The organism is Pedobacter sp. PACM 27299 (assembly GCF_001412655.1).
Taxonomy (GTDB): domain Bacteria; phylum Bacteroidota; class Bacteroidia; order Sphingobacteriales; family Sphingobacteriaceae; genus Pedobacter.
The window spans coordinates 4885493-4909301 of the sequence record NZ_CP012996.1; the positions used below are offsets into that span (position 1 = coordinate 4885493).

The 23809-nt window shown below is 40.3% G+C and carries 23 protein-coding genes; 11 read left to right on the forward strand and 12 right to left on the reverse strand.

The annotated features are described in order from the left end of the window. Nucleotides 1–281 precede the first annotated feature (281 nt). Together AQ505_RS20545 and AQ505_RS20550 are read right to left on the reverse strand one after the other, a co-directional pair. A complete protein-coding gene (locus AQ505_RS20545) occupies nucleotides 282–1409 on the reverse strand; it encodes a FecR family protein (protein WP_062549904.1) in 1128 nt (375 codons plus the stop codon). 71 nt (nucleotides 1410–1480) lie between these two features. Further along, nucleotides 1481–2074: an RNA polymerase sigma factor gene (locus AQ505_RS20550; protein ID WP_062549905.1), complete on the reverse strand. Its 594-nt coding sequence runs from the start codon at nucleotides 2072–2074 to the stop codon at nucleotides 1481–1483. Between the two features lie 338 nt (nucleotides 2075–2412). Here AQ505_RS20550 and AQ505_RS20555 point away from each other — a divergent pair, with 338 nt between their 5' ends. Both AQ505_RS20555 and trxA read left to right on the forward strand, forming a co-directional pair. Then, nucleotides 2413–2709, forward strand: a complete 297-nt coding sequence (locus tag AQ505_RS20555) for a Dabb family protein (RefSeq protein ID WP_062549906.1) — start codon at nucleotides 2413–2415, stop codon at nucleotides 2707–2709. 136 nt (nucleotides 2710–2845) lie between these two features. Then, nucleotides 2846–3136 carry a thioredoxin gene (gene trxA, locus AQ505_RS20560; RefSeq protein ID WP_062549907.1) on the forward strand — a complete coding sequence of 97 codons (291 nt, stop codon included), beginning with the start codon at nucleotides 2846–2848 and terminating at the stop codon, nucleotides 3134–3136. Here the strand turns inward: trxA and AQ505_RS20565 are convergent. The 4 genes from AQ505_RS20565 to AQ505_RS20580 form a co-directional block, all read right to left on the reverse strand. Next, nucleotides 3129–4832 (reverse strand): ArnT family glycosyltransferase, encoded by a 1704-nt coding sequence (locus AQ505_RS20565; protein ID WP_082461659.1) that lies wholly within the window; start codon nucleotides 4830–4832, stop codon nucleotides 3129–3131. The two genes, trxA and AQ505_RS20565, sit on opposite strands and share 8 nt — an antisense overlap. A 13-nt stretch (nucleotides 4833–4845) precedes the next feature. Then, nucleotides 4846–5256 carry a GtrA family protein gene (locus AQ505_RS20570; RefSeq protein WP_062549909.1) on the reverse strand — a complete coding sequence of 137 codons (411 nt, stop codon included), beginning with the start codon at nucleotides 5254–5256 and terminating at the stop codon, nucleotides 4846–4848. 386 nt (nucleotides 5257–5642) lie between these two features. Beyond that, on the reverse strand, nucleotides 5643–6830 hold the full coding sequence (locus AQ505_RS20575; protein WP_062549910.1) for a glycoside hydrolase family 130 protein: 1188 nt from the start codon (nucleotides 6828–6830) through the stop codon (nucleotides 5643–5645). 9 nt (nucleotides 6831–6839) lie between these two features. Next, the gene (locus AQ505_RS20580; RefSeq protein WP_062549911.1) at nucleotides 6840–8669 is read right to left on the reverse strand and encodes a sodium:solute symporter family protein; all 1830 of its coding nucleotides are present in this window, start codon (nucleotides 8667–8669) and stop codon (nucleotides 6840–6842) included. Nucleotides 8670–8831: 162 nt separating this feature from the next. Here AQ505_RS20580 and AQ505_RS20585 point away from each other — a divergent pair, with 162 nt between their 5' ends. Continuing rightward, nucleotides 8832–9710: an AraC family transcriptional regulator gene (locus AQ505_RS20585; RefSeq protein WP_231634947.1), complete on the forward strand. Its 879-nt coding sequence runs from the start codon at nucleotides 8832–8834 to the stop codon at nucleotides 9708–9710. Between the two features lie 10 nt (nucleotides 9711–9720). On the opposite strand, the gene AQ505_RS20590 is transcribed toward AQ505_RS20585, so the two are convergent. Next, nucleotides 9721–10410 carry an MCP four helix bundle domain-containing protein gene (locus AQ505_RS20590; protein WP_062549913.1) on the reverse strand — a complete coding sequence of 230 codons (690 nt, stop codon included), beginning with the start codon at nucleotides 10408–10410 and terminating at the stop codon, nucleotides 9721–9723. 27 nt (nucleotides 10411–10437) lie between these two features. Next, nucleotides 10438–11874: an ATP-dependent DNA helicase gene (locus AQ505_RS20595; RefSeq protein ID WP_062549914.1), complete on the reverse strand. Its 1437-nt coding sequence runs from the start codon at nucleotides 11872–11874 to the stop codon at nucleotides 10438–10440. Between the two features lie 68 nt (nucleotides 11875–11942). Here AQ505_RS20595 and AQ505_RS20600 point away from each other — a divergent pair, with 68 nt between their 5' ends. Genes AQ505_RS20600 through coaD form a run of 3 tightly spaced genes read left to right on the forward strand, consistent with a single transcriptional unit; the run spans nucleotide 11943 to nucleotide 13821 of the window. Then, nucleotides 11943–12773, forward strand: a complete 831-nt coding sequence (locus AQ505_RS20600; protein ID WP_062549915.1) for a DUF3822 family protein — start codon at nucleotides 11943–11945, stop codon at nucleotides 12771–12773. After that, on the forward strand, nucleotides 12764–13303 hold the full coding sequence (locus tag AQ505_RS20605) for an RsmD family RNA methyltransferase (protein ID WP_062549916.1): 540 nt from the start codon (nucleotides 12764–12766) through the stop codon (nucleotides 13301–13303). The genes AQ505_RS20600 and AQ505_RS20605 overlap by 10 nt, the downstream gene beginning before the upstream one ends. Before the next feature lie 56 nt (nucleotides 13304–13359). After that, entirely contained in the window at nucleotides 13360–13821 is a 462-nt protein-coding gene (coaD, locus tag AQ505_RS20610) for a pantetheine-phosphate adenylyltransferase (RefSeq protein WP_062549917.1), read from the forward strand. Here coaD and AQ505_RS20615 read toward each other — a convergent pair. Then, nucleotides 13792–14424: an NUDIX hydrolase gene (locus AQ505_RS20615; RefSeq protein WP_062549918.1), complete on the reverse strand. Its 633-nt coding sequence runs from the start codon at nucleotides 14422–14424 to the stop codon at nucleotides 13792–13794. The two genes, coaD and AQ505_RS20615, sit on opposite strands and share 30 nt — an antisense overlap. A 549-nt stretch (nucleotides 14425–14973) precedes the next feature. On the opposite strand from AQ505_RS20615, the gene pyrE reads away from it, so the two are divergent. Together pyrE and AQ505_RS20625 are read left to right on the forward strand one after the other, a co-directional pair. Next, entirely contained in the window at nucleotides 14974–15633 is a 660-nt protein-coding gene (gene pyrE, locus AQ505_RS20620) for an orotate phosphoribosyltransferase (protein ID WP_062549919.1), read from the forward strand. Nucleotides 15634–15640: 7 nt separating this feature from the next. Next, complete coding sequence (locus AQ505_RS20625) at nucleotides 15641–16039, forward strand: SRPBCC family protein (protein WP_062549920.1); 399 nt, start codon at nucleotides 15641–15643, stop codon at nucleotides 16037–16039. 76 nt (nucleotides 16040–16115) lie between these two features. Here AQ505_RS20625 and AQ505_RS20630 read toward each other — a convergent pair whose 3' ends face one another. Together AQ505_RS20630 and AQ505_RS20635 are read right to left on the reverse strand one after the other, a co-directional pair. Further along, on the reverse strand, nucleotides 16116–16946 hold the full coding sequence (locus AQ505_RS20630; RefSeq protein WP_231634948.1) for an endonuclease/exonuclease/phosphatase family protein: 831 nt from the start codon (nucleotides 16944–16946) through the stop codon (nucleotides 16116–16118). Nucleotides 16947–16953: 7 nt separating this feature from the next. Continuing rightward, nucleotides 16954–18210 carry an MFS transporter gene (locus tag AQ505_RS20635; protein WP_231634949.1) on the reverse strand — a complete coding sequence of 419 codons (1257 nt, stop codon included), beginning with the start codon at nucleotides 18208–18210 and terminating at the stop codon, nucleotides 16954–16956. Nucleotides 18211–18465: 255 nt separating this feature from the next. Between AQ505_RS20635 and clpB the strand changes: the two genes are divergently transcribed. The 3 genes from clpB to AQ505_RS20650 all read left to right on the forward strand — a co-directional run bounded on the left by clpB (nucleotide 18466) and on the right by AQ505_RS20650 (nucleotide 22511). Then, a complete protein-coding gene (gene clpB, locus AQ505_RS20640; RefSeq protein WP_062549922.1) occupies nucleotides 18466–21060 on the forward strand; it encodes an ATP-dependent chaperone ClpB in 2595 nt (864 codons plus the stop codon). A 154-nt stretch (nucleotides 21061–21214) separates the two neighbouring features. After that, complete coding sequence (locus AQ505_RS20645) at nucleotides 21215–21835, forward strand: outer membrane beta-barrel protein (protein ID WP_062549923.1); 621 nt, start codon at nucleotides 21215–21217, stop codon at nucleotides 21833–21835. A 34-nt stretch (nucleotides 21836–21869) separates the two neighbouring features. Continuing rightward, nucleotides 21870–22511, forward strand: coding sequence for an outer membrane beta-barrel protein (locus AQ505_RS20650; protein ID WP_062549924.1), 642 nt, complete (start codon nucleotides 21870–21872; stop codon nucleotides 22509–22511). Between the two features lie 73 nt (nucleotides 22512–22584). On the opposite strand, the gene AQ505_RS20655 is transcribed toward AQ505_RS20650, so the two are convergent. Beyond that, on the reverse strand, nucleotides 22585–23796 hold the full coding sequence (locus AQ505_RS20655) for an MFS transporter (protein ID WP_062549925.1): 1212 nt from the start codon (nucleotides 23794–23796) through the stop codon (nucleotides 22585–22587). Nucleotides 23797–23809 lie beyond the last annotated feature (13 nt).

Genomic DNA, 23809 nt, shown 5'->3' on the forward strand with positions numbered 1-23809 from the left:
GAGGTCAACCGGAACATTGTTCCATTCTGATAGGATCGGATTGGGCAGACAGGGCCCTGTTGCGAGCAGGGTCCTGTTTTTTCCTTCCTAACAGCGTTGTTTTGCAGGTATTATCTTTCCATAAGCGTTGGTGGTGGTTTTAGTTCGTTAGAATTTGTTCCTTTGGTTAGGGATTTATTAGCTTGTTTATAGGTTTAAGTGCTTATTTATAGGTTAATCGTTTAGGTACTGGTTTAAGTTTAGCTACTGGTTCAGGTGTTTGATTAAGGTTCAATTAGATTTTACTTCTTAACGATCAGCTTATGTCCCTCAATCCTAAATTGAGTTCCCTCAAAAGACAATATTTTGAGTGCTTCGCTGAGCTTAATTCCTCTGGGAATATCTCCCATAAATTCGTCATCATGACGGTCTACTTCATAGATAACTTCTATATCGTACCAGCGTGAAAGCTGTCTCATGACCTCATGCAGGTTTTCTTTTTCAAAATGGAAAAACCCGTTTTTCCATGCCATCACCTGTGTTATATTTGCCGTACTGACTTTTAAATCTCCTGATCCATTTCTTTTCAAATTGGACTGCTGCCCCGGTTTAAGCACAATGGTATTTGCGGCTATCACCTTTACGCTACCTTCAAGAAGTGTAGTTTTCAATTCTCCTTCATCACTATAAGAACTGATGTTAAAATGGGTACCTAATACTTGTACCTGCTGACCACCAGTAGAGACTACAAAAGGAACTTTCTTATTTTTTGCTACTTCAAAATAGGCTTCTCCTTCGAGTTCAACTTTTCGCTGACTCAGCTGCGCAAATGTGGTAGGGAATTTTATGGAGGATGCGGCATTCAGCCATACTTTTGTGCCATCCGGAAGATTGACCTGATAGACGCCGCCTTTGGGGGTACTGATGGTATTAAAAGCTAATGGTGTGGCATCAGATGCAATCACTGAATACACCAGTTCTCCATTTTTACTTTTGGAAATCTTTACCCCACTTTGCTTGGCAAGCTCTCCGTTATTGGCATCAGTTAAGGAAATTTTTGAACCATCGGCGAGTGTTAAAGTTGCTTTGTTTCCGCCAGGATCTACATCATGAGTGTTTACCGATAGCCGATTTTCAGTCTCTATGGACCTGTTTTGAGAATAAAAGTATCCACCAACAGACAGCACCATTAAAACAACGGCAGCCGCGGCAGCAACAGCTTTTGGCCAAAGGACCCTAGGCTGCTGACTGCGGTTAAAATCCAATTCATCTGCTTCCGTGATCTCAGCATCCCCATTCCATGCCCTAAGCAATTGATTGTCCAGTTTACCTGTACTCAGCAGTTCAGCAAAAAGCTCCAGCTCCTGATCCGTCAGCTGTTTCTTCAGATAACGTTCAACAAGTAGTTCATAAAATCTATTCTCTTCCATAGGATGTCCATTCAAATATTAAGACAATATTTATGGGGGCTCAGGGTAGCTGAAAATTATTTATTCTGTAATTATTTTAAGAAGACGGTCAGAAGTATGCCTAAAGATATTCCAAGGTCTTTTTTCACGGAAGCGCTCAATACTTTCATGGAACCCACCATGTGATTTTTGACTGCATTTCTGGAAATTCCCAAGGCCAGGGCCACCTCTTCATAACTTTTCCCTTCCTGCCTGCAAAGTTTAAAAATTTCCCTTGTCCTCAATGGCAAAGCTGCAAGCGCTTTCTCCAGGTATTCCAGGTATTCTTTTGCCAAGAGCTCCTCTTCAGTATTGTTCCTTTGTTCCACAAAATTATTGATCACCTCGCCCATGGCTACATCAGACCTCATTGCCTTTTTAAGGCTATTTAGCGTATGGTTTCTTGCCATAATAAACAAGTAAGCCTTTATCGATCTGACCTCTTCCAGCTTAGATCTGTGCTGCCATATTTTAATAAAAACCTCCTGAGTCAAGTCTTCTGATAGATCTGAAGAATTTACAAATCTTTTGATGTACAGGAAAATAGAAGGACTATACCTATCGTAGAGCTCAGAAAAAGCAGACTCCTCCCCTGCCATTATTTTGGCCTGCAGCTCCTGATCAGAAATGGTATGTTTTATTGACATTTAGAAATCCCCGAAACTAAATTATCGAAATTAAGTCAATGTTACCCTAATGTTTTCGAATTAACCAATTCCTTAATATAAGTGCTAAAATTTTGCTTCATCCTGTTGATTTCAAAATTTTTCAAAGCTGCTGTAGCGATTAGCAGATCAATCTCGTTTATTTAGATGCACGCTAGATTATGTTACCGGAGGGAGACCCATATCTTTCTCCGGTTTCTTTTCCACAGCAAACCACTAGCCCTGACTAGGGGATTCACGATTCCCTGCCAGCCGGAATATTCGATTCCGCTTTCTCCGGCACCATACAATTCCCTATATTTACCAAAAAACCCTTATATATGTTAGCTCATCACGTTTTATTCTGGCTAAAAGCCGACACTACAGAAGATCAAAAAGCCGCTTTCAGAATCGGTCTGGAAGGATTAGAAGCCATAGAGACGGTAGAAGCTTTCCACATCGGAACTCCCGCTCCAATTGACCGCGCAGTAGTGGACACGACTTATACTTTTTCTTTAATTTTATTTTTCTCAGACCTGGAAGGACACGATGTATACCAGATTCACGATTTACACAAAGCATTTTTGGATGAATTCCGTGGTCTTTTTGAGAAAGTAATCATTTACGACGCCCATTAATTTTTTAATAATGTCCGTTTTATTTTAATTAAAATTGTCGCATCCATATAAAAACCAGAGAAAAACAATACGCTAAGCAGGTTGTTTTCTCTGGAATACATTATCTCACCTTATTAGGATTTTAAAATAAACAGCTATGAGTGCATTTCAAGAATTGATCCAGTCAGGTCAGCCAATACTCGTTGATTTTTATGCAGATTGGTGTGGGCCATGCAAAACCATGAACCCTATCGTGCAGGAAGTCGCCAGAATTACTGATGGCACTGCTCGTGTAATCAAAATCAACATTGATAAAAACCAGGCCGCTGCACAAAAATATAATGTACGGTCTGTACCGACCTTTATGGTTTTTAAAAATGGAGAAATTGTTTGGAGGCATTCTGGTACTATCGACCAGATGAGCTTGTTAAAACAATTGTCTATTTAACAGTAACGGAAATCATATTGCTATTCCTGGCTCCTGAAAAAGGGTCTGTTCTTAAAGAAAAGATCAGTTTATACTTACCGTTTGCTTCAGGACTTTCGATTTCTGCATCTATCGTTACTGATTGTTTTGCAGGAATCCTTAGCTTTTCCAAATCAGCTTTCAGGATTTTAAATTCCCCGAAATCTTCCCCTTTTTTGTAGCCATACTCCAGTACGCAAGCCCATTTCTGCCCAGCATTTCCTAAGTATATTTCCTGATCATAAGGATTTTCGATCTTCAGTTTTAACTTTAATGTTTTGCCTTTTTCAAGTATGGAAGGAATTTCCAGCGGATTAACAGCTACCTTCTGGTACATCCTTACCGAATCCACCCAGTTGCCATAAAGCAGTCCCTTTGCCGTATTCAGTGTATCCTGACCCGGTAAACCTTTACTATCTTCTACCACCCAGTACACCCGTTTATTTCTTAAACTATCTTCCAATGGCCAGATATCGTATTGATTTTTGCGATAATCGCGTGAATCATAGCCAAAACCTTTCGTGGTTTTGTTGTAATAATTGTATTTCGAAGGCTCCTGAAAGGCATTCATAAAGATCACCGGAGCATCTCCTGCCTTTTCATGAATCTGTTTTGCCCAGCTTTCATTGCCAAAATAATAAGCAACACTCCTATTCTTTATCAGGAAAGGAATCGGAATCAACAATACCATTCTGACCAATAAAATCAGGACAATATTAACGATAGCCAGCCTTTCGAACCATTTAGGAACAGGTCTTTTTGATAAATAAAGATACGCCAGGATAAACAGGCAGATCATTCCTGGTAAAGTCCAGTGTGCCTCTACCCTGCCTTTAAAAGTGCTGAACAGGAAGAAAATGAATACCCCGTAAAAATTGACTTTAACTGCCCTCACAAAAGCATCAGGAGTTTTCAGCAAAGTTGCTGAACGGTATAGAAACCAACCCACTAATGGACCTGCCAATGCCAATTGAGCCAACAGGTATTCTGTGGTAAACTTTGATTTATAGAAAGCCGCAGAGCGATCAATTACATGGTAATAAAATGAAGGGTAATTGTTTTCTACCTGCCACCAGATGTGTGGGAGAAAAGCGAGAATAGCCAGCCCAACGATCAACCAGAAAGAAGGGCGTTTGAGCAGTTTCAGATTAGAAAGAATGCTGAAGCCCAATACTAAAATCCCATGGTACTTGCTATACAGCAGGCAAGCAATAACAATGGCCAGCAATAAGGCCCATTTCAACTCATCCGCTGCGACATATCTTTGATAGATATAAAAAAATAAGATCGTAAAAAAGAACAAAGGTGCATCTGGTGTGGTGATGAAACCATAGACATGAAAGAGCACGATGGAACTGAACAGCAGGATAAACAACTTGATATTCTCCCCATAAGGCTTTACAATTTTCCAGAGCAGCAGCACCGATAAGGAGCTCGTGATCACCGTAATAAAGCGCATCCCCAACGTGGAGGGCAATAACAGATCACCGATTTTGATAAACAGTGCCACCATTGGAGGATGGTCAAAATAGCCCCAATCTAAAAATTTAGCATACATCCAGTAGTAAGCCTCATCCGAATGAACCTCTACAAAACTAGCTTGTATGATGTTCAGCAACGTCCACACGCCTAAGAAAATAAATAATATTTGCTCAGTACTCTTTTTCGTTTGTAGCATTTACAGATTGATTTTAACTGGAGAAAGTATATAGGTAATTGGCAAAGAAGTTCCATAAGGAGATGACCACTATGGCGCAGCCTTTGGCCACATAAAAGTTCCATTTCAATTTATCATGAAGCAGATAAATCAGGATGTTGCTGAGGAATAGGCCCACGAGGGCGATCATAAAAAACTTACCGAATTGCGTGAAGCTGGCTCCGTCATGGTCTTCAAAGGTCCAGTTGCGATTGAGGGTGTAATTGGAGGCCGTAGCCACCATAAATCCCAATGAACTGGATACATATTTATGGATCTTAAGTTTTTCCTTGCAGAGGTAGGTAATGCCAAAATCTATGGCCAGACCAGAAAATCCCACCACACCGAATCTGATAAACTTATACAGTAAAGTAGGACTAAATTCAATTACGGCAAGCTTCATCATAGAAATAGAAATCGGTACGTTTCGCAAAAGTACATATTAATTTCATTTTCGGAGGATTTCAAACTCCTTAAAGCTTCAGGGATGGTTCGGGAAGAGACCTGCTGGCCTGTGGGGGGAGGAAGGGGTTCGGTTAGGGTTTGGATAGCAGAGACTAAGGCAACCCTACGCGACCCCTAACCGAACCCCTTCCTCTCCCCATTGTAAGGCAGGTCTCTTCCCGAACACTTCCCGACCAGTACCAGTAAAAAACTTCAATTCCCCAATAGTATCTTCTACTGAAATTATTTATCTACTTAGAGTAATTCCTGGGCATTACTAAACGTCTACCCTTTAAATCTGATTTCTTCCTGACATCTTTGAAATTAGTACGCTAAGCTCAGGATGTTTTATTTTGATCCGGGCTGGTCGTTTTCTTTATTCTGATCAATTAAATGATGAATGCGCTGCACAGTGGCTGCTGATCTCCAATCATCTTCTGGTGTATGCAGCACATAGTCCAGCAACTGATCAATGGTACTGGTAGCCACATGAATTCTGGAATCTGAAGCAGCGTAATAAATAAACACCTTACCATCTTCATCTGCAATCCAGCCATTACTGAACACCACATTAGACACATCACCAATGCGCTCTGATCCTTCTGGTGCAATAAAATATCCAGCAGGTTTATGCGTCACCAGACTAAGGTTATTAAGGTCTGTCATGAACATATAAAGTACGTACCTCAGTCCTGCAGCAGTATTTCTAACGCCATGAGCCAGGTGCAGCCAGCCGTATTTTGTTTTTATTGGTGCTGGTCCTTGTCCGTTTTTAGCTTCATAAACGGTATGATATTCTTTTCTATCAATCACCTGTTCTTCGGGAATCTCTGCATTTTCCATAGATTCGGAAAGTCCAAAAGCAATTCCTCCGCCGTTACCTGCTTCAATAAAAGAATCCTGAGGGCGGGTATAAAACGCATATTTTCCGTTTACAAACTCTGGATGCAGCACCACATTTCGCTGCTGCTGAGAGCCTGTTTTCAAGTCTGCCAGGCGTTCCCAGCTCAACAAATCTTTACTTCGGATAATTCCACATTGTGCCAATGCTGCCGACTGGTCTCCTATCGATGCGGAAGGATCTCTTCTTTCCGTACAAAACAACCCGTACACCCATCCATCTTCATGCGCTGTTAGCCGCACATCATACACATTGGTATCCGGCAAATCTGTTTCAGGAATCACTACCGGGTATTCCCAGAATTTAAACTGGTCAATCCCATTATCGCTTTCCGCAATGGCGAAGAAAGATTTCCTATCGCTAGCCTCTACTCTGGCCATCAACAGGTATTTATTGTTCCACTTGATTGCCCCGGCATTGAATACAGAGTTGATGCCAATCCGTTCCATCAGATAAGGGTTATTTTCTTTGCTCAAATTATAACGCCAGTAAAGCGGCGTATGGGCAGCAGTTAATACTGGATTTTCATAACGGTTGAAAATACCATTTCCTAAGTTTTCAGATTTGTTTCTGCGCGTAATTAAAGACTGATGGGCGCGGCTCAGCTCCTCCAGTCTTTTGTCGTAATCCATCATATAATTCTATTAATCTTCGAGTTTATTCCACCAGGTTCTTTTCAGGATGAACACAATCACAGCCAATATGGCGATGGTGATCATCAATGGCATTTTCATCATTAAAATCAGGTACATTGGTAACAGGGTGAGGCAAAGCTGTGCGATAATGCCCAGCAGCACATTGAACATATCCCTGCCAAAATTCTTGTTCGCCTCAAAGGAAGGGTCATCTTTTAAGACCATTTCATGAACGGGCTTCCAGAATCCCCATGGCCGCACTGTCTTATAAAAACTTTTCAAGGTATTTTCATCTGTGGGCGGTGCCATATATGTCCCGATCACTGATCCAGCTAAGGAAAGCAGGAACAGCAATGGGAAATAGTATAGAAATTCTACACCAGAGAAGAATCTCGTAAATACCAAGGCAGCTACAATACCAGTAAACATTCCCCAGAAAAAACCGTTGGAATTGAACCTCCACCAATGCCATTTCAGTACGTTTGCAGCGATATAGCCCCCATATAAAGCGGATACGATCCATTGCAGTACGCTATTTACATCTCTCGCAAAGAAACCTAGTATGATGCCTACGATAACGACCGATACACCGGATATATAGTTCATGGAAATGACCTTTTTAACAGAAGCATTCGGATTGATATATTTGAGGTATACATCATTTACGATATACGCCTGTGCAGCATTCAGTGTTCCGGAAAAAGTACCCATAAAAGCACCTAGCAAGCCTGTTAATACCAATCCGAACAAACCTACAGGTACAAAACTTTTGATACTTGCCGGTAAAATTCTTTCGTAATCTATCGCTCCGTCCAGCCCTTTTAAGTTCATTTGATCGTAGTAAAGAATACCTAAAACGGTGAGTCCTACAATCAGGGAATACCTGATCGGCAGCAATACAATAGATACAAAGCCACTCATTTTACTGGCTTCTTTTGGCGATTTTGTAGATAAGATCTTTTGCATATCATAGTTTGGTGGCGGGCCTGCAAGAGAGGCAAAAACCCCTTTGAACAGCATCATCATAAAGAAAATGCTGAATAAAGAATAGCCATCACTTTCAATTTTTTTATTGACATCGTCGATAATACCGGTCCAATTGAGCTCCAAATGTGTTCCGAAGAAAGGGTTATCCCAACCTTTTGGCACATTTAAATGCTGCCCATGCAAGTTAATCATGGCAATCACGGCTATAGAAATACAAACCACTGTCATGATGGCGTACTTGATCATGTCGCCAAACACGATCCCATGCATTCCTCCTAAAATGGAATAAAACATCGCAAAAAGCGTGAATATGATACCGTAAAAGTGAGGTACATAATGCGGGGAGACTTCAAAGGGCACATATCCTTTCACAAATTCCCAGGGAATAAAGATTTCGACAAACTTCCCTAGACCTATAAAACCATAAGCGAGGAAGCCCAGACAGCTCAATAGTGCAAAGGCCACCACTACCTTGTGTGAAGCACCAACTCCTTTTCCTTCCAATCCGAACCTAGTAGACAACCATTCGGCGCCAGTAGTCGCATTGGAACGCCTCAGCCATTTGGACAAATACATCATCAGAAAGACCTGATTAAATACCGGCCATAACCATGGAATCCAAATACTTTTCATGCCATAAACAAAGCAAAGGCTCACCATCCACATCGTGCCGCTAATGTCAAACATATCAGAGGCATCGCTTAATCCCAGTTTATACCAAGGCAATGATTTACCTCCCATGATATAACTCTGGTTATTCTCTTTAGCCTTTTTACGGTACCAAAAACCTATAACAATGGTGCTAATCAGATAAGTAATGATAATGAGCACATCAATGAGTTGAAACTTCATAAAATCAAAACTATACTATTTTCGCATACAGGTTCAATACTATTTTAACAATTAATTGTATTCACAAAACAAAAAGACTTATTACTATGGCATTAGTACTAATTTAGACTAGTACTATTTTAACATAAAGCTAATTCATTACGACTCAATTATTATATTTATATGATGGCCAATAATATAGTCAGGGAAATTACCCCTTTAACACAAAGCGATTGCTTTACTATCTTTTCCAGAACTAAAAAGGAGTTCGATTTCCCCTTACACTACCACGAGGAGTACGAATTGAACTTGATTCTCCATGCGGAAGGGGCAAAAAGAATTGTTGGAGATCATATTGAGGTGATCACAAATGCAGAACTGGTATTTATTGGCCCCAATCTATACCATGCCTGGTTTACTCATCAATGTAAAGGCGAGGAGATTCTGGAAATCACCATTCAGTTTCACAAAGACCTGTTTGACGATCGCCTGCTCAAAAGAAATCAATTGAGTTTCATTTCTAATATGTTTGAACGGGCACAAAAAGGGATATTGTTTGCTGCGGATACGATTGAAAGATTGACTCCACGCATCCTTTCTTTAAGTCAGAAAAAGGGTTTCGACTCGGTGCTGGAGCTTTTTTCTATTCTTCACGACTTGTCAATTTCCAGAAACATGCGCACGTTATCAAATTCCAGTTTCAATAATGAGCAGTTCAATTACAACAGCCGAAGGATAGAAAAAGCGTTTGATTACATGAACATGAATTACAATCGCGGCGTTTCACTGGAAGAAGTAGCGAAGGCGGCAAGTATGCCGGAAGTATCTTTCAGCAGGTTCATCAAGAAAAGGACAGGGAGCACTTTTATCGACAGCTTAAATGAGATCCGCTTAGGTCATGCCACAAAAATGTTGATTTCAAGTACACAGACGATTTCAGAAATCGCTTATAAATGTGGGTTTAACAACATTTCTAACTTCAACCGAATTTTTAAAAAGAAAAAAAACTGCACACCAAAAGAGTTTAGAGACAGTTTTTCGGGTACTCGTTCTTTTATTTAATAAAGCTCATCTAATTGAGGTTGAACTTATCACTTTTCACTTGTACCACATTAGAAGCAGAGATAATACCGACTACCAGAATCCCGATCAATATGGCCAATGCGATTTGCAGCGTGGAGTAGAGTTTGCTTCTGGACACCATAGATGCAGAACTTTGAATCAATTCCTGCCCTACCTGCGTTTGGATGGTCATCAGCTCTGTTAATTGCTGCAAGGTTCTTCTCGAAGTTGCTCTTCCCACCGTCTCATAAAGTTTTCTTCCATCCTCAATACTATGGCTATCACTTAAAGCAATCACGTGCTGTTCTGCTGCGATAGAGCCGATCAACCGAATTTTCAATTCTTTCAGCTGTTCCTTTTCCTGTTTCACCAAAAAAGTCTTTTCATATTTTTTCATCAGTGAGTCAATCGTAGTGTTGAACTTTCCAAATTGGGTTTTCAGTAAATTGACATCCTTATTATCGGGATTTCCAGAGTACAGAAAACTATCGAGGGTATATTTTTTCGCAAAGATGTTTTCTGCGATGTAGAAAAGGTCTGTTGCAGGAACCAGACGGTCGTTATACATGGAAACGAAAGATTCATTCATACTTTTCACACTCTTATCCTCGAGGATTCTAATGAGAATCATACAGGCCATAATCGCAAAAAGGAACGTAGCGATTTTCATTTTCTGTTTTAAAGAATAAGCAACTTTCATAGCATTCAGGTTTAATGGGCTTTAGAATTAGTCTTCCAAAGGGGTAATGAAAAGGTTAGCTGCAAAATTTACTAAAAATAATTCTCTTTTTGCCCTGGTGACCCCAGTATATAACCATCTCAGGAAATCCAGGTCGATCATTTCTTCTGTTAAATAGCCTTGGTCTACGAAAACAGCCTCCCATTGGCCACCTTGTGCTTTGTGACAAGTAACCGCATAGGCGAATTTGATTTGCAGCGCATTATAGTAAGGATCTTCCTTGATGGCTGCAAAACGTGCTCTTTTATTGGTCAGGTGTTCATATTCAACATTTAGTGCTTCAAACAGTTTATTTCCCAATTCATAAGAAAGGTTTGGTGTTTCGGCGGTTAACGTATCGAGCATCACTTTACAGGAAATTTGTCCGGCATCCGGGAAATCGAGAAATTCCAGTGCTACTTCGGCGAAACGGAAGCCAAAACGCTCTTCTGTACCCCTCACACGTACGATCTTAGCCATGTCGCCATTGGCAATAAAAGCAGCAGATTCATTATCCGGGAGCCAGTAATAATTATTCTTAACTACCATAATCTGGTCGCCGCCGGTTAGTTCTTCTTCTCGGTAAAGTATCCTTGCGCGAATTTGCTGGTTGTACACATTGGCTGATTTATTAGACCGGCAAACCACCAGTGTATTTTCCATACCAAATTTACTATAGGCATATTCCAGCCCTTCAACTAGCTTAAGGCCGGTCATCCTGAAAATGTCTTTATATCCAGTGGTGATAAATTTAGGCAGTTCAATTTCATCAGCCTCTTCAGATGATCCTTCATTGATCAGTTTCCGCAGCATGGTGGCATTGGCAAGAATTCCGGATTCCTTTTCTTGTCGCACCACCTCCTGAAGTTCTACCGCCCGCACTGACATCCCAAAATTAGCCGCTATATATTCTTTGTTTAGTGCCGGACTGTCAATACTGCCAACCGGTGGCAGCTGTGCCGTATCCCCAACAAAAATTGCTGCACAATTTTTCTGGTTGTATACATATTGCATCAGATCCTTCAAAAATGAAGAACTGGTTTGTGTATTCCATTCATCGGCAATCATGGAGGCCTCATCGATAATAAATACCGTATGTTCTGATATATTTGGCGTAATCTGAAAAGACATATCCGTGGATACTGCAGATTTTTTCCTGTAAATTCTCTTATGAATAGTAAGTGCTTTACGCCCGGTATAGTTGCTCATCACCTTTGCAGCACGCCCTGTAGGCGCCATCAGCACTGCTTTAAAACCAAACTTTGGTAAAGCTTTAACCAGTGCCCCAACAGAAGTAGTCTTTCCGGTACCCGCATATCCCCTCAATATAAAACACTGATCGTCTAAGTCTTGACTTAAAAAAGCAGCCATTTCCTGGCAGAAAACCAGCTGTTCGGCAGTCGGTGTAAAGGCATAAGACTGGGCTATAATTGATGCTTTATCCATTTAACAAAGATGCAATGGTGATGTTATAGAAAAAAGGATTAATTTTGATCTTAAATAATTAGATACAGATGAGCCATAAAAACAGCATTTTATTAGTTGATCCGGAATTTGATCCTAGTACTGCGCCAGACTGCAATTTACTGTTAAAAATTACCGCAGATAGCTTCTCTTACGCCATTATTGACAAAACCAGCAATCAGCTGAAAGCTGTTTATGATCAACAGGAATCTAAAAATATTCCTCATGATCTTGCTGTAAAATTAAAGAACGACAGTTACTTGAATTTGGTTTTTAAAGACATCAAAGTAGCAGTATACAGTCAAAACTCAATTTCTATCCCAACCGAGTTATTTGATGCCAAGAATTTGGATCAATATGCAAAGTTCTTCACAGATGAACAATCGGATAACCTTTATGTCAGGCCATTTGCTAATTATGGATTCACTTCTATTTTCACGCTGCAGCGTTTTATGGATGAGACCTTAGCGGATGCGCTGCTGAGCTGTAAATTATTCGACCAGATGGCGCCAATACTAGCCATGGTTCCGGATAAAACCAGCAAGACTTTGGTACTTGATTTTACCGCAGCCTCTTTTACAGCAGTGCTGACAGCAGGAGAAAAGCTGATTTTCCGCAATTCCTATGAGATTGAAAATGCGGAAGAGTTTAACTATTATCTGCTGCTGATGATGAACCAGGTTCAAATCGATACTAAAGAGACGGAGGTATTATTGAGTGGCATTGTTCACGAAGATGATGCTTACCATCAATGTCTGGAGAAATACTTCCAGAAGATAAAATTTAACACTCCCTTAAGTGATCAGGTAGATCACAAAATTTTAGAAGACATGCCTGCTCATTATTACAGCAGCTTGCTAGCACTGGATATATGCGAATAATTGGCGGTACATTAAAAGGCATTCGTTTCAATGCCCCGGAAAGCTTACCGGTAAGGCCCACTACAGATATGGCCAAAGAAGCTCTTTTTAACATTCTTTACAATACTTACGATTTTGATAGCTGCGATGTGCTGGATCTTTTCTGTGGTACAGGAAATATCAGCTTTGAATTTGCTTCCAGAGGAGCAAAAAGCGTGACAGCAGTGGATAAACATTCGGGATGTATCTTTTGGGTACAGTCGGTGATTGCCAAACATAAACTAGACGTGATTGAGGTGCAGAAGGCCGACGTGTTCAAGTTTTTAGATACGCATAAAAAATCTTACCAGATCATTTTTGCCGATCCTCCTTATGATTTACCTACGATTCCAAAGATTCCTGAATTGGTGATCAAAAATGATTTGCTGACTGATAATGGTTTATTGATCGTGGAGCACCCTTCATTGTTAAAAATGAACAATCAACCCGGGTTTAAAGAGACCAGAAGATATGGGAATTCGTCCTTTAGCTTCTTTGAAAAAGTAAAATAATCACTTCGCCACCTTTTTAAGGGTGGCGATTTTATAACCTACATATACTGATACTAATGAAAATCGCCCTGTTCCCAGGATCATTTGATCCGATTACTATCGCCCATGTGGATATCCTGAAACGTGCTTTGCCGCTATTTGACAAAGTGGTAGTGGGTATCGGATTGAACAGCTCTAAACAGAGTTATCTATCTGCAGAAAAACGGGAAGAAATTGTTAAAACGGTGTTTGAAGCAGAAGTTAAAGTGGAAGTACAGCTTTATGAAGGGCTAACTGTAGATTTCTGCAGGAAGATTAATGCGCAATATATGGTTCGCGGAATCCGTTCTGTAGGTGATTTTGAATACGAACGTGCCATTGCCCAGATCAACCAGACGATGATGCCAGAAATGGAAACGATTTTTATCCTGAGTAAGCCGGAATATTCGGCAATCAGCTCCACCATCGTCCGTGACATCCTAAGAAATCACGGAGATGTGAGTCAGTTTTTACCTCAAGATGCTATCCCGTTCCTCTAACAAAGAACCTACTTCCAACACCTGGATGATAGAAGGGTAAGTGTTTACGAGTACAGGAGCCAAATCAGCTTTACTTAGCCATTTGGCTTTCGTAATTCCTTCTTCTTTTTGGGGAATCAATTTTGGTTCTCCTTTAACGGTCATGCTGTACCATTTGGTTTTCTTTAAAACCAGTTTATTCCCCATTGGGTAAACATGGTAGGTTTTACAAAGCTTCTCATCGTTGGTATAAATCGTTACGCCGCATTCCTCTTCCACTTCTCTCAATCCGGCTTCTCTCATCTTCTCGCCTTTCTCTACTTTTCCTTTTGGCAGGTCCCACTTTTTATTCCTGAAGATAAACAGGTAATTGCCTTTTGCACTTTTAACGAGTCCGCCGGCAGCTTTGATCAAAGTAAGGTTGTTTTTAATCTGCTTAAAAACCGCTTTAGGGTCAGCTACCAACAGTAGATAATCTGTAGCAGCATTTAAAGGCAGATTTTTGTAGAACAATCTGAAATCAAAACCTTCCAGCTCCAATTGCTGAATTTCTTTTTCCTGTGTAGGCTTAGAATCTGCAATAAACAAGGTATTGTCGTTGATATAAATGCTGTATTTTTTCATGCTTAACGCTTAAAATGCTTTTTATGACAGGCTGTAAAATTTCCTTAGAAAAAACAGACCCCTTTGAATTGCATTCTAAAGGGGGTTTCAATCAAATTTCTTACAAAATCGCCTGGATGTTTGAGTTTTTAAAATTATAAATATTTATCTAATAATCCCCATCAAAAGAATGGAGGATGACTAAAAAAATATGGATCAGAGATTTTTAGCAGATTATTTTTCTACGTTTAGTGTAGCACTATGGAAAACAAGCAGCACGATAAAGGGCTATGCTAATTATCTTCCCTTTAATCAAACCTCATTAAGGAATTTAAGCAGGAGACCCTTCTTATATTAACCAGGAAAATTTATGTTTTTCCAGGTTTCCCAACAAATTTCTATTTATTTCCCTGATGTTCAACGACTCAGAAAAAACTCCTTTTCTTGCTAACAATAATTACCGACCTTTATGGGACACAAATAATTAATTAAACCAGGATTTATTTATTTTGCCCTTCACATTAGCAATTAGTGTTAGGACAAACGTATGAAAATCTGTAATTTTGTAGTATGTATAATAAAAGTGATATTGAATTAAAGGTAGCTGAATTTTTATTACAAATAAAAGCAATAAAGTTACAACCGAATAACCCGTTTACATGGGCATCAGGCTGGAAATCTCCAATTTATTGCGATAATAGAGTTACACTTTCCCATCCCTCAGTAAGAACATACATCAGACAAAAACTGACGCAATTGATCCAGGAAGAATTCGGTTCTGTGGACATCATTGCAGGAGTAGCAACGGCTGGTATCCCTCAAGGCGTACTTGTTGCACAAGAATTGGGATTACCTTTTGCTTATGTGAGAGCGAAAGCAAAAGAACATGGCACAGGAAGTCTGATTGAAGGAGAAATCGTAGAAGGTCAACGTGTAGTTGTGGTAGAAGATTTAATTTCTACTGGCAAAAGCAGTTTACAGGCAGTGGAAGCATTGAGAAATGCTGGACTATCAGTAGCAGGTTTGGTTTCTATCTTTACCTATGGTTTTGACCAGGCTGAAGAAAACTTTAAAGCGGCAAAATGTCGTTTCGCCACCCTATCTAATTACAATACATTAATTGAATATGCTGCTGAGCATAGCTTCATCGCTCAAAATGATGTTGATCTATTGACTAAATGGCGCAGAAACCCTTCAGAGTGGGGAAAAGAATTAGAACAACTAACCTAAAATCATAATGACAGTTATTGAGAGTACTACTGACATCAACCAACCTGTAGCAAAAGTCTATACATTTTTAGCTGATATGAACAATCATCAGCAATTGATGCCGGAAAACATCTACAACTGGTCGTCCACTACTGATGAAGCTAGCTTTACCATCCAGAACATGGCTAAATTAGCGATCAAGATTTCTAATCGTGTAGAAAACCAGGAATTAACCGCTATCCCAACAGAGAAACCTCCGTTTGATTTAGAGTTAAAATGGACAGTTGCAGACAATGGAAATGGTGGAACTACCGCAACATTGATCATTTCTGCAGACTTGAACATGATGATGAAAATGCTTGCTGCTGGCCCATTAAAAAAATTGGCTGACCATCAGACTCAAAAACTATCAGAAATATTGAATTAGTTTAAACACATAAAAAAATAGCCGATCCCTCAAGGACCGGCTATTTTTTTATGTTCAATTTTCAGAGATGCCACATTTAATTAAGAGAGAATTCCAGGTAAACAGGCACATGATCAGAAATGCTCCTCGCTTCTTTTAAGTCCCCAAATTCGGTGTAAAAAGGAACAATTCCGGTGCTGATCACCTTTAGCTTGTCTCCATGATAGAAGAAGTTGTCATATTCTGAAGCCAGAGACTCACCTTTGACCACCTTTTGCTTCAAAGAGGTCTTCTGATTTACCATTGCCGATACATAGCCCATATTCCTTAACGGATTAAACACAGAATGAGATTGCGGCAGATTGAAGTCCCCGCAAAAGATGAGTGTTTCTTTCGGGTATAGATCCGGCATGAATTTCAGGTATTTAATTTCTGTTTCCGGCTGTTTCGCCTTTGGCTTCGCATGAAAAGAAACCAGCGTAAATGTTTTCTTTCCGACTTGAAACCTCCCGAAATATGGCTCTCGCTCTACTTCCAAATGATATTTTGTCTCCAGCCAGGGCTCCCCAACTTTTTTCAACTTTTTGCTCTTCCACATAAAAGCATAACGTTCTTTGCTGTATCTATCGCTCGAAGTACCATGGCTAAAAACATACTCCCATTGCTCTCCGCTCCTATTTAATGCTTCCGCAAGCCTGATGACCGCTTTTGGTCCGCCATAACCAGCCACTACTTCCTGAATCGCAATGACATCAAAACGCTTGACCACATTGGCAATGAAAAGGATATTTTCATCTGTTTTGGACTGGCCAAAATCTTTAAGGTTCCAGGAACCTACACGAACACTTTGCCCGGAGGCACTAAAAAAACAAAACGCAAACAGCACCAGGAGCGTATTCCTACGCAGCCACAAAAGGGAATTTCTCAAAAGATATTTATTTAATGGTATTTAATTTCATTCTTTTCATCACGAAAAAGAAGCCGATGGCGGTTAGCAATAATACTGCTGCTGTTCCCCACCACAAGGTATTGAAACCATAAATTGCCGCAATACGGGTTCCCAGAAAAGGGGAAAACACATGCGCGGCAGAAGTACAAAGTGCATTAACCCCCATATACGCCCCCCGAGTTTGAATTGTAGAACGCTGCAAGGTGACAGTTGCCATAAAAGGCATGGCCAGAATTTCCGCCAGACAAAGTACGAACATTGCCATATAGAGTACCCATATTCCATGGGCAAGGTTTAAGATCAGGAAAGAAAAGCCGCAAAGTAGCGTCCCCATTACCATGATGTCTCTAGGGGTAAAGCGCTTCTCAGCAATATGTACCAGCAGCATTTCCAAAAGAAAAACAACAATCCCACTAAAGGCGAGTATGATCCCAATATTTCCTTCCGTCATCTGATATACTTCTCTGTAATATAGAGGCAGTGTGCTTAACAATTGAAGGAAGCAGATCGTGAAGATACTGCAAAGCAGACTGAACAGCATAAATAGCAAATCTTTATAAGGAGATTTCGCCGGGACTGTGGACACTGGATCTTCATGTAATGCTGCTTTCGCTTGTTCAGATTTCTCATTCCCTTTTCTATTTCTAAAATAGATGAAAAACAAGATGGCAGAGCAAAACGCAGCTATGGCATTGCCATAAAACAAAAAGGTATAGGAGATTGCCGCCAGGAAACCACCGAGTGCTGGGCCTATAGAGAAACCGAGGTTCATCGCCATCCGGTTTAAAGAAAAGGAACGAATGATGTTATCCGGTTTTGAATAGTAGGCAATCGATACAGAGTTTGCGGGTCTGAAAGTCTCGGAAATTACACTCAATATAAATACGCCTACCGCTAATTTTAAAACAGTATTCAGCTCAGGAAGCAGAAAAAACATAGGCACTGTAAAAATCAAACTAAATAGCTGCACTTTAAAGTGTCCCACCTTATCGGTTAGCCAGCCGCCGGCAAAAGAGCCCGCTACCGCTCCAACCCCAAAACAGCTCAATACCGTTCCGGTATCCTCCAAAGAGAAACTCAAATGATTGATCATGTATATCCCCAGAAAAGGGATCACCATGGCACCACTCCTATTGATCAGCATCACCAGCGCCAGCATCCAGGCTGGTGTGGATAGCCCACGATAGGCATCTAAATATAACCGTAAAAACTCCTTCATCTCTCTCCTTACTATAAAATTCATCAATATGCCAGGCTTGCGAATTTAAGAAGAATATTGCCTTTAAGACCAATATTTGGGCATTCAATTTCTAAAATGATGTTGCAGATTCGAATTATCCTTTAGCAGCTCCGATAGACTATTCCAGGGTTGCCGGACAAAACTTCAGGTGGCCACAGATTAAGCAGCCATTATGTCATATCAATCTCATTAAAACAGACAATATTTCCGGAATTTCTTTTAAGAACAATATGGCATCTACTTTGTTTAACAGATGATATGAACTTCAATAATTTCACTATAAAAGCACAGGAAGCGATTCAACAGGCTTCTGAAATAGCTCAAGGCAACCAGCAACAAGCTATTGAGACAGCGCATATACTTAAAGGGCTGCTCACTGTTGATGAAAATGTGGTTTCTTATATTTTAAAGAAATTAAATGTAAATCTAAATGTGGTGAATCAACATTTAGATAGCCAGATTGCAAAGTTCCCTAAAGTGAGCGGAAGTAGTCCGTATTTAACTTCAGGCAGTAACTCCGCAATTCAAAAGGCGCAATCTTATTTGAAAGAGTTCAAAGATGAATTCGTTTCAGTAGAGCACCTTTTACTGGGTTTGCTGTCTGTAAACGACAACACTTCTAAGCTACTAAAGGATCAAGGGGTGACTGAGAAAGACCTTAAAAAAGCCATTGTGGCTTTGAGAGGGGACAATCATGTCACTGATCAAAATGCTGAAGCAACATTTAATGCTTTAAATAAATATGCAAGAAACCTGAATGAATATGCAGAATCAGGAAAGCTTGACCCTGTAATTGGTCGTGATGAAGAGATCCGAAGAGTGATCCAGATTCTTTCCAGACGTACCAAGAACAATCCGATTCTGATCGGTGAACCTGGTGTTGGTAAAACTGCCATCGCCGAAGGGATTGCCCACAGGATTATTCAAGGAGATGTTCCTACCAATCTAAAGACAAAAACAGTATTCTCTTTAGATATGGGCTCCCTGATTGCAGGTGCAAAGTACAAAGGAGAGTTTGAGGAACGGCTTAAAGCAGTGGTTAAGGAGGTGACTCAAAGCGATGGAGACATCATCCTTTTCATTGATGAGATCCACACTTTGGTGGGTGCCGGCGGTGGAGAAGGCGCAATGGATGCGGCCAATATCCTAAAACCTGCATTGGCCAGAGGTGAACTTCGCGCAATCGGAGCCACTACCCTCGATGAGTATCAAAAATATCTGGAAAAAGATAAGGCCCTGGAACGCCGTTTCCAAAAGGTCATGGTGAATGAGCCGGATACTCAGGATGCGATTTCTATTCTGCGTGGACTGAAAGAAAAATATGAAACTCACCACAAGGTGAGGATAATGGATGAGGCGATTATTGCCGCAGTAGAGATGTCGCAGCGCTATATTGCTGACCGTTTCTTGCCGGATAAAGCCATCGACTTAATGGACGAGGCCGCTTCTAAACTACGTTTGGAAATGGACAGTGTTCCGGAAGAAGTAGATGAACTGAACCGCAAGATCATGCAGTTGGAAATTGAGCGTGAGGCCATCAAAAGAGAGAATGACGACAAGAAAGTACAGTCTCTCGGCGAGGAAATCGCCAATTTATCTGCGGAACGAGATCAGCTGAAAGCTAAATGGCAAGGTGAAAAAGACCTTGTAGATGCGATTAACGCAGAAAGCGAACAAATTGAGCATTATAAACTGGAAGCAGACCAAGCGGAACGTGCCGGAGATTATGGTAAAGTAGCGGAAATCCGTTATGGAAAAATTAAAGAGTCGCAGGACAAAGTTGAACAACTGAAAGCGAAACTGGAAGGTCAGCAGTCTGAAAGCAGAATGCTGAAAGAAGAAGTGACCGCTGATGATATCGCTGGAGTTGTAGGTAGATGGACCGGTATTCCGGTGACAAAACTGATCTCCAGTGAAAGGGAGAAATTGCTGCACCTAGAAGATGAATTGCACAAACGTGTGGCCGGACAGGATGAAGCAATCGAAGCCATTTCTGATGCGATTCGCAGGTCAAGAGCTGGATTACAGGACAAACGCAAGCCAATTGGCTCGTTCATCTTCCTGGGTACTACCGGTGTGGGTAAAACCGAGCTGGCCAAAGCATTGGCAGAGTTCTTATTTAACGATGAGAATGCCATGACCAGGATTGACATGAGTGAGTATCAGGAGCGTCATGCGGTATCCAGACTGATCGGAGCGCCTCCAGGATATGTAGGTTACGATGAAGGCGGACAATTAACGGAAGCCGTTCGTAGGAAACCATATTCAGTGGTACTGCTGGATGAGATTGAAAAAGCGCATCCGGATGTGTTCAACATCTTATTGCAGGTATTGGATGATGGTCGTCTAACAGACAATAAAGGCCGCATGGTGAACTTTAAAAACACCATCATCATCATGACCTCCAATATTGGTGCACACATGATTCAGGATAATTTCAAAGACCTGAACGAAGGAAACCGAGAAGAGGTGATTGCAAAGACGAAGAACGAACTGTTCGAAATCTTGAAACAAACCATCAGACCGGAGTTCTTAAACAGGATTGATGAGCTGATCATGTTTACACCATTGAACCGCAGCGAGATCAGAAACATTGTGAACCTACAGTTCAACCATGTGAAAGAGACGCTTGCTGAGATGGGCATCCAGATTGAAGCGACTACAGAAGCTTTAGACTGGTTAGCAGAATTAGGTTATGATCCTCAATTTGGAGCGAGACCGTTAAAACGCGTCATCCAGAAGAGAATTTTAAATGAATTATCTAAAGAGATTCTTGCTGGAAAAATAGATAAAGACAGTAAGATAAAATTAGATACATTCGACAACAAATTCGTATTCTTAAACAACAACTAAGCGTCATCGCTTATTTAATTGCGAAAGTTGTTAAATAAAAAGCCTTCAGATATAATCTGAAGGCTTTTTTTATATTAAAAAAATTTATAATTAATAAAAAATAAAATAACCAGTTGTTTTCATTAACATTACTACACACAAATGAAATCAACGCATGAAGAAGAAAATAATCATGATGGCGGTACTATGCGCCGTCGGGACAGCTGCAACCGCACAGCTTGAAAAAGGGAAAGTAATGGTTGGAGGCAATGTCAGCTATTATAAAAACGTTTACAGGAATGGTCCAGAATCTGAGACGACTTATAACAGCATCTCTCCAACAGCAGGTTTATTCCTAAAGAACAATCTTGCTATTGGGACTTCCGTACGCTACGGTCACAGTTACTCTGGAGATTTAGGTAACTTTGAAAGACAATCAAATTTCGCTCTCATCCCTTTTGTCCGTTATTATTTAAACATTACTACTGATTTCAAATTCTTCACGGAATTCGTGGCTATTGCTGGAATGGGTAGGTCAAAAGGATTGAGTAATTACGACAACCAGCGTTTTAAAAAGAAAACTCAGGAATTCGGAGCAGGCATCTCCCCAGGGCTTACTTTTCTACCTGCAAAAAGATGGTCAATAGACTTACGTTTTAGCCTTTTAGATTACACGAACGTACGTGTAAAGAACAACAGCCCAAATGCTGAAAATACAAAGTATGTTGGATCCGATAATTTTAATTTTGGATTAAACACTTTAAATCCATCAATCGGAGTCCAGTACCACCTATAATCCAGTTTTTCTTATCCCCATCTATATCAACAAAATGAAAAAAATCATAGTAACAATCGCAGCATTATCCATAAGCACACTTACCCTTCAAGCTCAAACAGAAAAAGGAACCAAATTCATTGGAGGTAATTTTGGTTTCAATAGCAATAACAATAGTAGAAATTCAGAAAATGTATCCAAAAACTCGTCCTATTCATTTAACCCAAAGGCAGGCTATTTCATCAGTAATAATTTTGTACTAGGGGCCAACCTGGGAATTGTCTACACAAAAACCAGATATTCGCCTTCGCAAACAGAGAACAACATTATTTCTTTTGGAGCTGGCTCCTTTTTACGTCATTACCTAACCATCACCGAGCGCTTCAGATTCTTTTCTGAAATTGAGCTTTCCTGGATAACCTCAAAAAATGAACCTACTAAAAATAATGAAAATGTGATTAAACAGTACGCTAGATATAACGTGTACAGCGCAAATCTAAGACCAGGCCTGGCTTTTTTCCCTACAAAAAATTGGGCAATAGAGATGTCATTCCCTTTATTCGGTTACACAAGACAGACTCAAAAAAATATTTTTAAAGAAGTTGACAGGTCGTCTGATTACACTATAATTAGTGACAACTTTAATTTCGGACTAAGTACACTGAGTCCCTTAATCGGCGTAAACTACCATTTTTAAAGAATTGTCCTTGTATTAAAAAAAAAATCCCGGTTAAACTCTGACTTAACCGGGATTTTTTTTAACATAATTTCTAGGCCTTCTTTTTACTGCCTTCAATATTTGGCAGGAACCCCGTCAATAGACCGATTAGCGGCAAGAAAGAACAGATGTGGAACACATAAGCAATACTGGTACTGTCGGCCAGATTACCTAACAATGCAGATCCTATCCCGCCCATTCCAAAAGCGAAACCGAAGAATAATCCGGACACCAGGCCTACTTTACCAGGAATCAGCTCTTGCGCATACACAAGAATTGCAGAAAAAGCTGAAGCCAGGATCACTCCAATCGGTACAATCAATACTCCCGTCCAAAACAAATTGGCATAAGGCAGCATCAAAGCAAATGGGGCGGTACCAAGAATTGAAAACCAGATCACATATTTACGACCGAAACGATCACCAATAGGTCCACCGATCAATGTTCCTGCCGCTACAGAGAATAAGAACACAAACAGGTATAACTGGGAAGTCTGCACAGAAACATGGAACTTTTCAATTACATAAAACGTGAAATAACTCGTCAGACTAGCCATGTAAAAATATTTAGAGAAAATAAGGATCAATAAAATTGAGACTGCAAAAATCACTTTTCTTTTAGAGAATTGACTGGCTACGGTCACTACAGGAGTACCTTGTTTGGCTTTCTTGATTACATGTCCTTTATACCACTTCCCTACCCTACTTAAAATCAGAATCGCCAGTAATGCAATCAACGAAAACCAGATCACGCTAAATTGTCCTTGCGGTACAATGATCCAGGCCGCCAGTAATGGTCCCAAAGAACTTCCTGCGTTTCCACCCAATTGAAAGATGGATTGCGCCAGGCCTCTTCTGCCACCAGAAGCTGCATGTGCCATCCTAGATGCCTCTGGATGAAAGATAGAGGAACCTGTACCAATTAATGCCACAGATATTAACATCATATAAAAACCATTGGAAAGGGATAATGTGACCAAACCAATCAATGTAAAGCCCATTCCTATGGCTAAAGAATAAGGCTGCGGCTTTTTATCGGTATACATTCCAACAAAAGGCTGAAATATAGAGGCCGCCATTTGAAACATTAAGGTAATCAGACCAATCTGCGAAAAACTAAGCTTATAACTCTCTTTAATTACCGGATAAATGGCAGGAATCAAAGATTGGATGGTGTCATTCAGCAAATGGGAGAAACTGATGGCGAAAAGAATAGGAAATACGGTATTTTCTACCATTTTCCCCGTAGAAGGAGCAGAATTCATAATAAAACTATAA